At 57.8% G+C, this 12,307-nt stretch carries 9 protein-coding genes and 1 pseudogene; 6 read left to right on the forward strand and 4 right to left on the reverse strand.

What is annotated here, in order from left to right; translation table 11 throughout:
* The coding region (locus Q1B15_RS07325; RefSeq protein WP_299752317.1) for a GMC family oxidoreductase at positions 1–1,530 on the forward strand (1,530 nt) is incomplete at its 5' end.
* 19 nt (positions 1,531–1,549) lie between these two features.
* Positions 1,550–2,392, forward strand: coding sequence for a shikimate dehydrogenase (gene aroE / locus Q1B15_RS07330; protein WP_299752320.1), 843 nt, complete (start codon positions 1,550–1,552; stop codon positions 2,390–2,392).
* A gap of 391 nt (positions 2,393–2,783) precedes the next feature.
* On the opposite strand, the gene Q1B15_RS07335 is transcribed toward aroE, so the two are convergent.
* The 3 genes from Q1B15_RS07335 to Q1B15_RS07345 are packed head-to-tail and all read right to left on the reverse strand — an operon-like array spanning position 2,784 to position 7,566.
* The gene (locus Q1B15_RS07335; protein WP_299752323.1) at positions 2,784–5,906 is read right to left on the reverse strand and encodes an efflux RND transporter permease subunit; all 3,123 of its coding nucleotides are present in this window, start codon (positions 5,904–5,906) and stop codon (positions 2,784–2,786) included.
* Positions 5,906–7,057 (reverse strand): efflux RND transporter periplasmic adaptor subunit, encoded by a 1,152-nt coding sequence (locus Q1B15_RS07340; protein WP_299752326.1) that lies wholly within the window; start codon positions 7,055–7,057, stop codon positions 5,906–5,908. The genes Q1B15_RS07335 and Q1B15_RS07340 overlap by 1 nt, the downstream gene beginning before the upstream one ends.
* Positions 7,054–7,566: a MarR family transcriptional regulator gene (locus tag Q1B15_RS07345; protein ID WP_299752329.1), complete on the reverse strand. Its 513-nt coding sequence runs from the start codon at positions 7,564–7,566 to the stop codon at positions 7,054–7,056. The genes Q1B15_RS07340 and Q1B15_RS07345 overlap by 4 nt, the downstream gene beginning before the upstream one ends.
* Positions 7,567–7,741: 175 nt before the next feature.
* On the opposite strand from Q1B15_RS07345, the gene Q1B15_RS07350 reads away from it, so the two are divergent.
* The 4 genes and pseudogenes from Q1B15_RS07350 (at position 7,742) to Q1B15_RS07365 (ending at position 10,376) form a co-directional block, all read left to right on the forward strand.
* Entirely contained in the window at positions 7,742–7,909 is a 168-nt protein-coding gene (locus Q1B15_RS07350) for a hypothetical protein (RefSeq protein WP_299752332.1), read from the forward strand.
* A 122-nt stretch (positions 7,910–8,031) separates the two neighbouring features.
* Positions 8,032–8,487 carry a hypothetical protein gene (locus Q1B15_RS07355; RefSeq protein ID WP_299752334.1) on the forward strand — a complete coding sequence of 152 codons (456 nt, stop codon included), beginning with the start codon at positions 8,032–8,034 and terminating at the stop codon, positions 8,485–8,487.
* Between the two features lie 172 nt (positions 8,488–8,659).
* Positions 8,660–9,819: pseudogene (locus tag Q1B15_RS07360) on the forward strand (IS30 family transposase).
* A 143-nt stretch (positions 9,820–9,962) separates the two neighbouring features.
* Positions 9,963–10,376, forward strand: coding sequence for a hypothetical protein (locus Q1B15_RS07365; protein ID WP_299752337.1), 414 nt, complete (start codon positions 9,963–9,965; stop codon positions 10,374–10,376).
* A 98-nt stretch (positions 10,377–10,474) separates the two neighbouring features.
* On the opposite strand, the gene Q1B15_RS07370 is transcribed toward Q1B15_RS07365, so the two are convergent.
* On the reverse strand, positions 10,475–11,758 hold the full coding sequence (locus tag Q1B15_RS07370; RefSeq protein WP_299752340.1) for a hypothetical protein: 1,284 nt from the start codon (positions 11,756–11,758) through the stop codon (positions 10,475–10,477).
* Between the last annotated feature and the right edge of the window lie 549 nt (positions 11,759–12,307).

Consider the following 12,307-nt stretch of genomic DNA (forward strand, 5'->3'; position numbering starts at 1 on the left):
GGCAAAGTGGGACAGACGATGCAGACGATCAGTGCGGATATCGTGATCATCGGCTCGGGCGTGGGCGGGTCTGCCGTGGCGCATCAACTGGCAGGCAGTGGTGCGAAGATCCTTATCCTCGAACGTGGTGATTTCCTGCCCAATGAGCCGCAGAATAGTGATGCAGAGGCGGTGTTCGTCCAATCCCGCTATAAGACACGCGATGAATGGGTCGATGCCAGGGGTGCGCGCTACAGGCCCGGTCAGTATTACTATGTTGGCGGGCATACAAAATTCTACGGCACCGCGATGTTCCGCTTTCGCGCAAGCGACTTCGAGGCCACGGAGATGGGCGGTGTGCCGTCGCCGGCTTGGCCGGTGCGTTACGACGAACTTGCATCGCACTACACGGCCGCCGAACGCCTTTACGGTGTGCGCGGCAAGGCGGGCAGCGACCCAACAGAGCCGCCCCGTGCAGCCTTTCCCCATGCCGCGATCCCGCATGAGCCCACAATCGCCGCCCTATCGGACCGACTGAGCGCGCAGGGCTTGCGTCCGTTTCATATGCCGTCTGCGGTGGATTATGGCCCCGGCGGCACCTGCCAACGTTGCGGCACCTGCGATGCCTTCGCCTGCCAGTTCGATGCCAAGGGCGACGCTGAAACCCGCGTGCTGCGTCCGCTGCTGGCGCATCCAGACGTGCGGCTGGAACGTGGTGCGGAGGTCACCCGCCTGATCGCCGACGATCGGGGTCATGATATCGTCGCAGCAGAGGTACGCCGGGACGGCGAGATGCAGCGTGTCGAAGCGCCGGTGTTCGTTCTGAGCGCGGGGGCGATCAATTCGGCGCTGATCTTGCTGCGATCTGCCAGTCAGGTCATGCCGGATGGCCTTGCCAACCGATCCGGAGTCGTGGGGCGTAATCTGATGAACCATCATTTGACGGGTTTGATGGGAGTGAAACCATTTGCGTTGAATGACACGAAGTTCCCCAAGACCCTGTCCGTCAATGATTTTTACTACGGCTTGCCGGATGACAGTGAAGCGCGCGGCAACATCCAGATGCTCGGCAACATTCAAGGTGCGATGATCCGCGCAACCTATCCCGCCACGCCGAAGGCACTGGCCAACTGGCTGGGCCGCCATTCCGTCGACGTGCTGGCCATGTCAGAGGATTTGCCGAACCCCGACAGCCGCGTGCGGTTGCTGGACGGTGACAAGGTGGAGGTGGATTACCGCCCCGGCGGAACGCTTGCGCACGATCGCTTCGTGCGACATGTTAAGCGCGTTCTGCGGCGAGCCGGGTTTCCGGTCGTACTGCGGCACGGCTTTGGCATTCAAGCCCCATCGCACCAATGTGGCACCGTGCGCATGGGGCACGATCCGGCGAGCTCTGCACTGGATGCCCTGTGCCGCGCCCACGACCATCCCAATCTGTATGTGGTGGATGCGGGCTTCTTTCCGTCCTCTGCCGCGCTGAACCCTGCCCTTACCATCGCAGCACAGGCGCTGCGAGTTGGGGCGCACTTGCGCGCCACGCGCGTCACCTGACCAAAAAAGGACCAGACCAATGAATTTCCTGCTGCCGCTCACAGGGTCCTTCGCGCAACCCGCCGCCGAAAATCCGACCGTCGCCATGATCGAGGCCGCCTACCAGCATCACGGCCTCGACTGGCGCTATATAAACGTCGAGGTCGCCCCGGATGATCTCGGTGATGCCGTGCGGGGCGCGCGGGCGATGGGTTGGCGCGGGTTCAACTGTTCGATTCCGCATAAGGTCGCGGTGATCGAGTATCTGGACGGGCTTGGCGCATCGGCGGAGATCATCGGTGCCGTCAACACTATCGTACGCGACGGCGACCGGCTGATCGGGGAAAACACCGACGGGCGCGGCTTCGTCGCTGCCCTGCGCGAGGTGGTGGACCCCAAGGACAAGTCCATTGTCCTATTCGGCGCAGGTGGTGCCGCGCGGGCCGTAGCGGTCGAAATGGCCTTGGCCGGGGCCGCGCGGATCACAGTCGTCAACCGAAGTGCCGACCGAGGCAAGGCCGTTGTCGATGTGCTAAAAAATCGCACCGCGACGCAGGCAGTGTATGCGCCATGGCAGGGCACCTTCACCGTGCCAAAAGACACCGATATCGTGATCCATGCAACCTCGGTCGGGTTGTATCCCGACGTCAATGCGATACCCGACATCGATACCGACAGCCTGACGCCGGACATGGTTGTTGCCGACGGCATCCACAACCCACCACTGACCCGCCTGCTGAAGGCAGCGCAGGAACGCGGGTGTAAGACGGTCGACGGGTTGGGGATGCTGGTGCAGCAGGGCGTCATCGGCGTCAAATACTGGACCGGCGTGGACGTCGACCCGCAGGTCATGCGAGAGGCGCTCCTCATTCTTAGACTCTAGATGGCATTTTCTAAATGCCATCGCCGTATGCCAGGGTTCCGATCTGGCCAGCCTTCTCGTGGAGTTACTATTGGGCATCATTAACCGACCTGCCGAAAACACTTCGCATCCGACGCTAAGCTACTACATCGTTGAGGTGCAGCAATCGATACCAAGGACTCCTTGCTGCCGTTAGCCGCATCGCAGCTATCCTGCCAAGCGATCTCGCCCCGACCAACATGAACGGCCCTTAGCGGACATTGTGAACTGCCTTCCGTCATGCTGCGGTGCGGCCCGTCGAACCGGATTTTCGTGCATTATGCAGCATTTTTGCTGGTTGAAACGTCGGTGTGCGGGACAAAGCCACCATCCTTCGCCGATCTTTCCAAGTCTGCTTTCAGGCGGGGTGGCTTCACTCTGCTGGCTGCATATCCCCCGCCCCTTCATGCCTCTTTCGCTCGCCCAACATCAGCATCGCGGGTGTGACCACCAATGTCAGGACAGTCGCAATTACCAAACCTCCTGCAATGGCGGACGACAATTCGGTCCACCACTGCGTTGAAGGTGCTCCGTAGACGATTTCGCGGGTGAAAAAGTTCAGGTTGACGCCAATCACCATGGGCATGAGCCCCAGTGCGGTCGTGACCGACGTCAGGATAACCGGACGTAAACGCTGTGCCCCTGTTCGTAGAGCGGCTTCCAGTGGAGACTGACCGGATCGCTTCAGATCGTTGTAGGTGTCGATCAGAACGATGTTGTTGTTCACCACGATACCCGCAAGGGCGATCACTCCGATCCCACCCATCACGATACCGAACGGCCGACCCGTGACGAGCAACCCGAGCAAAACGCCCGCAATCGAGAAGACGATGGCACTCATCACAACGAAGGCTTGGAAGAAGCTGTTGAACTGCAAAACCAGAATGACAAACATCAGAAAAATGGCGGTGATGAACGCCCCGACAAGAAAGACCATGCTCTCTTGCTGGTCTTCTGCCTCTCCGGCAAAGCTGAACTCAACGCCGTCCGGCAATTCAGCGTCATTCAGTGCGGCCGTGAGGGCGACGACCTGATCGTTTACCAACACACCCGGCGCCACATTTGCCTCGATTGTATTGACGCGTTTTTCGTCGATGCGGCGGATAACGCCCGTGCGTTCGGTGGGCGCGAAGGTCACGAAATTGGCGATGGGCACCAGACCTTCGGACGTCGGAACGCGCAGGCTACCAAGTTCGGCAAGCGACCGTTCCTCTCGCGGAAACCGCACGCGGATGTCTTGCGAGCCCTCGACGTCATCAGGCCGGTAGTCCGCCACCGTGATGCCTTGTGTCAAAAGCTGAACCGCTTGACCCAGTAGGCTGACATCTGCACCAAAGCGCGCGGCCTCGGCCCGGTCGACCAGGATCGAAACCTCTACACCCGGGACGGGTCGAGTATCGGTTACATCCGTAAAGCCCCCGATGCGGTCCATGATCTCGCGCACCATGAGAACGGCCTTTGTCTGAGCGTCCGAGTTGCGCGCGGTTATCTGCAGGTTCACTGGCTTTCCAGCAGAGGGTCCGCCGCTTTCCGTCTGCACCTGCACGTCGATCCCTGCGATGTCCGCGACGCTTTGGCGGATATCGACACCGATCTCGGCTGCGGTGCGACGCGTATCCCAAGCGGTCAACTCCAACTGCAGCGTCCCAATGGTTTCTTCGTCGCCCTGCCCGGCAGAAAGCATGGAGCGCGCATAGATGCTGGCGATTTCTTCGTATGGCAGCAGTCGGTCCTCGACCGCGCGCACCAAGGCGTCGCGCTCGAAAATCGAAAGGTTGTCGCGTGCGCGCACCTGAACTTGCATAAAATCCGGCTCGACCGAGGGGAAGAAGGCCACGCCCTTGCCGAACTGACCGTAAAGACCGAAGCCTCCCAAGAGCAAAGCAATCGCCAGCAAAAGAGTGGTGGCAGGCCGCAGGATCGCCCATTCCAGCACGCGCACATATGCGCCGGTAAAGCCTGTCATATCGCGTGGGTCGCCGACTTCAGCCGCATATAGCGCGGCCTTTGCCTTAGCGGACTGCGGTTGGCGCTTGCCGATCAGACCGCCTACGACAGGGATGAAAATCAATGCCATGAACAGGGATGCGAACAGCGTCAAGATCACGGTGATCGGCAGGAATTTCATGAACTCTCCGACCATGCCGGACCAGAACAGAAGTGGGAAAAACACGCTGAGCGTGGTCGCGGTAGAGGCAATGATGGGCCAGGACATACGCTTGGCGGCGAAGGCGTAAGCCTCGCGCGCGGGCGCACCTTCCTGCAACTTTCGATCTGCAAGCTCGGTCGTGACAATCGCACCATCCACGAGCATTCCGACGACCAGAATGAGCGAGAACAACACCACGATGTTCATCGTATATCCCATCGACCAAAGCGCGATGACGCCTGCCAGGAACGCGCCGGGGATAGCGAGACCGACCAGAATGGCGGACCGAAGACCGAGCGCCAAAACGATCACCACCATCACGAGGATCACAGCTGCGATGACGTTGGCCTCCAGATCGCTCAAGAGGTCTTTTACTTGCTTCGATTGGTCCTGAAGATAGGTGATTTCGATGGTGTTGGGCCAATCGGCCCTGATCTCTTCGACCAGTGCTTTCACTTCGGCCACGGTCTCGATGATGTTCGCCCCCGATCGCTTGGTCACCTCCAAAGCGAGCGCAGGCTGCCCGTTGATACGCGCGAATGAGTTGGGGTCCTCAAACGTGCGGCGCACTGTGGCAACGTCACCAAATGTCACTACTGCATTCCCGCGCACTTTGACCGGCATCGCCAGTACGTCTTCAAGGTCCTCAATCAGACCCGGCACTTTCAACACGATCCGCCCGGCCTCGGTCTCAATGGCACCTGCGGCGATCAGCCGGTTGTTGCGCTGTATCTGCCCGATCAGTTCATCAAACGACAGGTTGTAGGTCTGGAACACTGTCGGGTCGATCAGAACCTCAAGGAACTCGAAACGCTGCCCACCGATATCAACCTCAAGAACACCCGGCAGTCCCTCGACTTCTTCCTGAAGTCTGTCGGCCAAATTGTTCAATGTGCGTTCCGGCACGGGGCCGGACAGGATCGCGGTAATGATTGGAAATAACGCCGTGTTGATCTCGGTTATCGTGATGTCCCTTGCGTCGTCCGGCAGATCGCTTTGTGCGCGGTCAGCGGCTTCGCGGACTTTATCGAGGGCTTCATCGTTATCGCCGCCGGGTGCGAACTCAAGCTGGATACTTGCGAACCCTTCGGACGCATCGGATTTCATGCTGTCCAACCCAGCGATTGAGGCGAACTCGGCCTCCATTGGCTCAAGCAAGAGGCGCTCGGCGTCGGTGGGGCTTATGCCGTCAAGACCGGTTGAAACATAGAACAGCGGCAGAGGCACCTCGGGGTTGGCCTCCTTGGGGATTGAGACGTAGGCATAAGCCCCGACAGTCAGCACCATGACCAGCGCCATGACGACAACTCGCGACCGCGAAAATGCGGCGTCGATAATGCTGTTCATCAGTTCAGCTCCCCAGCACTGGGGGCGACGGTTTCGCCTTCGTTCACGAACCCCTGCCCAACGGTGATAATGTCAACCGCATCCGGCAAGCCCGTGACCCAGATCCCATCGATCTGCGCTTTGACGACCTCGATTGGAAAGAACACCACAACGTCGTCGCCATTCACAGTTTTGATGCCGAGAGTGCCTTCCGTGTTCAGCGAAACGATCGAGGGCGACAGAAAATGCGCCACCGCCTCGCCTGTTGGAATGATCACCTCCGCCGAGATACCCGCAGGGATTGCGCCATCGTCGTTCGCAACTTCGATTTCGGCCAGAAATGTGCGCGTTTCAGAGGCTGCTGAAGTGCCGACGAAGGTCACTGTCCCGGCGCGTTCTTCCCCGGTGATAAAGCGGACAGTGGCCGGTTGCCCGACAGCCAGCAGGGTGAGCGATTGCTGAGGCACCTGAATGGCGACCGTCAGCGGCGTGATATCGACCAGACGCCCAACGTCGGTGCCTGCGGACACGAACTCTCCTTCATCGAGGTCAAGCGCCTCGATGCGACCGGCAAAAGGCGCGGTAATGGTCAGAGCATTGGCATCTTGCTCAACCTCCGTCACCTGTGCCTGAGCCGCGGCAAGTGCTGCCCGCGCCTGAGACACGCGGTCTGCTGTTGCAACTCCGCGTTCCAGAAGTTGCTCGGCATTGTCGAACTCGCGTTGCGCGCGTGCCAGCTCTTGTGCGGCGCGGTTTGCGTCCGCGGCATTATTGGCGGGATCAAACCGGGCAATGACCTGCCCGGCATCAACGTCCTGGCCCTTTGAAACCATCACCTCGGCGATGTCCCCTGAAATCTCGGCGCGAAGGGCTGTGTCGCGGTCGGGAAGCGCCTGACCTTCGGCCTGATAGAACTGCGCTACGGTCTCGGCAGACGAGGTTTTGACAGCCACTGCAACAGGTTGTGGCTCTTGCCGCATGATTGTTTGAGGTTCCTCCGCAGACGGGATGACAAATCCGCTGCCCATCCATCCAACGATAAGAACAACAAGACTACCCGCGATCCATGTGGAACGCGACGCGCCTTTGTCGGACGCGAATGAAAGCGTCTGCGGCGTGTAAGGCGCTCCGGCCTGAGAATGTGCTTTGCTCGATGTATCTTCAGGTGTCATTTCTTGCGTCCTTTTGGGACCGACTGTGGCTTGCCCCGTTTTACATGTTTTGATTTTGCCAGTTCGTCCAAAGCCACGCCAATTGCGGCATCCGTAAGGGCATAAAAGTCGGCATATTCCTGCAATCTTTCGATTGCGCCTGCGCCTGATGGCAGTGCATCGATTGTTTGGGCAATCTCGTCACGCGTAGCACGCGTGCGTTTTTGAATGCCTTCCAGCATTGTCATGTAGGGGTTCGAAGCAAGCTGGAAGTAATCTTGGCGCTGACCTGGCTTGGTCATTCTTTTCACCAGTCCGCGTTCTTCCAGAATGCGAATGCTTGTGCTGATACTGGCGCGACTGACCTGCAATCGCTTTGCAAGATCACCAAAAGACACCATGTCGCCATCAAATATCAGCATCCCGAAGACGCGCCCCGCAATGCGCGGCAGGCCCTCTGCCTGCGTGATTAGACCGGTTTTCTCGATGAAGTCAGTTCTTATGGCGGTGATTGCTACGTCTTCAGGCATGATGGCTCCTGTTCCTAAGCCCATCCGTTACAGCCAAGCGTATGCTCACGTCAATTGTGTTCAGTTATAACTGAACAAAACGTGGCGTCATCTTTTGGAACGGGCTCTCATCTAACTGCCAATCGCAAGTCGATACCTAGATGAAGGCAAAGCGGACATTTGTCCGGACCACACCATGGCGTACTTTGGGCTCCTTGATGCCGTTAGCCGCATCGCAGCGATCCTGCCAAACGATCTCGCCCCGACCAACATGAACGGCCCACAGGAGACATTCACCCCCCGTCATGATGCTGCAGTGCGCCCCGCTATTGCGGACTTTCGCAGCAACCGCGAAATCGAGTGATGTCTGAATTCACACAATGCGGAACGAAGCGGGCCTTCTAGGGCGGGCAGTCAGTTCGAACTTTTTTGAGACATATGAAAATATTTAGTTATTACTATGTTTAGAAACTAGGGAGTTACTCAATGTCATTCACAAGAAGAACTGTGCTTCAATTCGCGACAAGTCTGATGCTTCTGACCGGCGCGACGACGGCTTTTGCGTCCGATGATGGCGTAAAGCGCCTGGCAATTCAGGTAAGCGATAACGATCCCGCCACGTTTACTAAGGCGCTTAACGTTGCGACGAACTTCGCCAAGGGCATGAGCGATGCCGGCGAGATTTACGAAATTGAGATCGTCACGTTCAACGCAGGCTTACACCTTCTTCGGAGCGATACATCCCCGGTGATGGACAGGATCAAGAGCATTTCGGAAAGCGTCCCAGACGTGACCTTCAGTGCGTGCGGAAACACGATTGCCGGGATGACGAAGAAAGAAGGCGCTGCGCCGCCCATCACGGAATATGCGCGAGTGGTGCCGGCTGGCGTCGTACGACTTTTGGAATTGGACGAGATGGGCTACTACGTAATCAGGCCTTAGCACTCCCTGTAAAAATCCCGAGACAAAACATATACCGTTCCGCGAACTTGCGGGACGGTTAAAGCAAGTAATGTTAGACTTATATCGGCACAATTCTCTTGTCCGCTATGAGATGCGGTTTCAATCGGTCGACGCAACACTTTAGTCTTTTTGGAAAGATGGAGTGTGAAGCATGAAGTATCGTCCCCGAGTATTTTTTACGGACAAGCAGAAGTCAGAGATATGGGATCGTTGGCAACGCGGAGAGTCGATGAGTTCGATTGGACGTGGTTTTGATCGCGAGTCTTCGTCGATCTATCCACTCCTTGCTCGCACTGGCGGCATTCGCCCGCCAGAGCGCGTCAGGTCCCGCCGTGCTCTGACACTTTGCGATCGAGAGGAGATATCGAGGGGCTTACGTGCGAAGGTCTCCCTGCGTTCGATTGCCCATGCTTTGAACCGATCGGCATCCACAATCAGCCGAGAGGTCCGGCGTAATGGTGGCGCCAGACTCTACCGTGCAGCGCCCTCAGATGCTGCGGCCTGGGACCGTGCCCTCCGCCCAAAGGCCTGCAAGTTGGAAGGCAATGCCTATCTCTGTCGCGCGATATCGGCCAAGCTAGCGCGCAAGTGGTCCCCGCAACAAATCGCAGGCTGGCTAATGCGTGAACATCCTGATGAGGAAGACAAACGGGTCTCACACGAGACGATCTACCGAAGCCTGTTTATCCAGACCCGCGGTGTACTTAAGAAGGAATTACTTGCGCATCTACCCGCCACGCGATCCATTCGTCGGTCTCGCCACCCCACATTGAAGCGCAGTGGATTAGGCAAGTTCAACGATGCAATATCGATCCGCGACAGACCATTGGAGGTGGAAGATCGGGCCGTGCCAGGGCACTGGGAGGGCGACTTGATCGCAGTTTCTGACAACAGCTTCATTGCTACTCTCGTCGAGCGGCACACGCGTTACGTGATGCTGGCCAAGGTCGGTAACCAAGACAGCCACAGCGTCATTCAGGCGTTGATCAAACAGGCACGCAAGTTGCCAAAAGAGCTGTACCGCTCGCTGACCTGGGATCGTGGAACAGAGATGGCTGGGCATAAAAATTCACCCTGGCGACGGATATCGACGTCTTCCTGTGCGAGCCACATTCACCGTGGCAACGCGGCACAAACGAATATACCAACCGCCTGCTGCGACAGTACTTCCCAAAAGGCACGGATTTGTCGATACATAGTCAAGCTAAGCTGAGCGCCGTCGCAAGACAGCTCAACGAACGACCTCGAAAAACGCTCAACTACGAAACACCAGCCGAGCGTTTTAATGCATGTGTTGCGTCGACCGGTTGAGCCCGCCGCTCAAAGCGGTCATCTGGTGCTTTTGTTCAGAAAGAGAAAGGAGCATCCTGCCGATCCAAGAAGGAGTCTCATTGGGTGGCCTAGACCGTAAGTCTGGATAGAATGAACGAAGAAGCCCAAATGAAGAGGTAGATATGGCTTTGATCCGGCTTGCAGTCCTAGTGCTGCTCGGCATCCTGTCAGGCCCTGCTTTGGCGGAGTGCGTGGCAGAAGATATCGATTCAGTGTCGTTGCAATTAGATGTAGAACCTCCCGCGGCACCTGATGTTACGCTCAGGCCGGTCCTTCCTACATGTCTGCGCGGCCTTTCGGGGCCAGAGCAGGAGAACTGCCCAAGGGAAGAGCTTACGAAATATGGTGAGGAAGTAGACGAGTGGGTAGAAGATCTGAATGACTACGCCACCGCCACTAACCGTTTCGCGAACCAGGCTGCAGAATTCGCCAACTCCGCCATTCAGTACGCGCGCCATGCACGAGGGTTTGCCGACTCTGCACTTGAGTTCCGCAATTGCGAGGCGGAAGCGATCTACTCTGCGTCAGAGGAATAGATCAAACTCGGTGAAATCGGGCTCGAAGGTGTGGATGCCTTTGCCAAGAGCCCGCAAAAAAAGCGAAGGCCACGATTTCAAAACGACTGCTGACGGTTCTAGTCGGTTGCAGGCATCCGATAGACCCCGACCGTCCCCTGGTTAGCTTTCATTTCAGTAACGGCCAGATACTCATCTCCAAGAAATGCCACGGCTGATCTCATGTGAACGCGGTGTCGCCTCCGGTACGCCTCTTCGCCGGTGTCTGTGCGGAAGGCGAAGACTGAACTCTGAATGTCACCTATCCTGAGATTGCTTGAGACAGCCACCGCGATTAGATCTCCGTTGGCCGCGACTGTCACGGAGTCGATGCGTTGCCCAAGTGGAACCGACCGCACTCCACGCCCGTTTGGAATATCCCAGACAATACGGGACCGCCCGTCCTCCCTGTATCCGTCCCATGCGATCCAGCCGCCGTTCAACCAGACAAATCCCCAGCGGGCATCGTAGATGCCGTCGGGAGATACGGGGCCCCGGACAATCTCGCCGTTCTGGTCAATTTCAAAGATCGCGTTCCTGAATCGAGCCAATGTAAATGGCCCGTTGCGTGAGCGTGCGCCCATGAGTTCAATCTGATCCGGTCCGGGAATCCGGATCGGAATGATGCGCTCCTCTTCCCCGGAAAGATTTCGAAGATGGAGGCGGGGCGTTCTGCGGCCGTCGTCCGACGCCGTACGGTCCAGCCAGACCAAAACTTGGCCATCGTCCGAGAGGATCGGATTCCAGTAGGCGACACCATCCGGCTTGGAGACCGTCGCGAACCCGTTCGAGGCCGGATCGAGATATGCAATTGCGCCTTCAATTTGACGATGAAGCACAACGCCGCCAGGCGCAACGGCGTCAATCGTCGTACTATCGAAGCGTTCGTCCATCGCGATAAGCTGGCATCCCGGCATCGTCAGGACGGACCGGGCCAATCCACCGCTGGTGTCGAGCCAGGCTTCACCTGCGTGGACGAGGCTGAGATCGCTTCCGGACCTCACCTGCGCAACCGTAGCGCCGGGAATGCTGCACACCTGTTCGGGACTGCCCAACTCCGGGGCCGTATCCCTCTCGACGAGCATGAGTAGAGGGATCCACCACAGCAGGATCAGGTTAGCGCCGACCACCAAGACCGGGAACGCAGCGACAAATACCAGTATCCTTATCCAATTGACTCGGGTCAGGAACCAAAGAGCAGCAAGGAATGTACTGACCTGCAGAATTAGGACGGCGAAAATCCATGCAAGCGATGTGTTGCTAGCATCGCGAATGCCCGAAAGCGTCTTTCCAATCGAGAGCCATCCGGCCTCAAGATGGAAAAGCGGGATCAGGTAGATCGCGAAGGATAATAGAAAGGCCATGAAAAAGCCTGCACTACGCGAGGGTCTCAAGACTTGTCCTCTCTCGGCGAGTAGTCGTTTCGTTGGCGAGTCTTATTGCTGGGCCAGTCCTCGCCCGCGGCCGGGCCTCTGTTGAGGTCGCGAATCCAAGGCGCTCCGGGGTGGATCGGTGCCGCCTCTGGATAATGAATCTAAACACTTTAAGGACGATCACCGCCAAAGCGCCTGCAATACCGTTTATGCCGTCTGGACGTCCCAAATGACCCTACCTAATCCCCCGCGATGGATCGCAGGCCCCCGGTACCGTAGCAAGGCGTTTGCCATGTGCGCAAACAAATCGCATGTTACAGAAGCCGTCCCGATTTCAGCCCGACTCCTCGCTATGGTCGTGACCGGACACTTGGGAAAACGCATGATACCCGCACAAGACAGAAGCCCGGTCTCGGGCGGAGGATCGGAGACAACCTTTCATCATCGCAGCAGCGTGCTTATCACCGTTGTCTGCCTTTTATCGGGTTTGCTCGTACTGTTTGTATTAGCCGCGGTCTTTGGGCCGGGCTTCCAGACGAG

The organism is uncultured Boseongicola sp. (assembly GCF_937988555.1).
GTDB lineage: Bacteria > Pseudomonadota > Alphaproteobacteria > Rhodobacterales > Rhodobacteraceae > Boseongicola.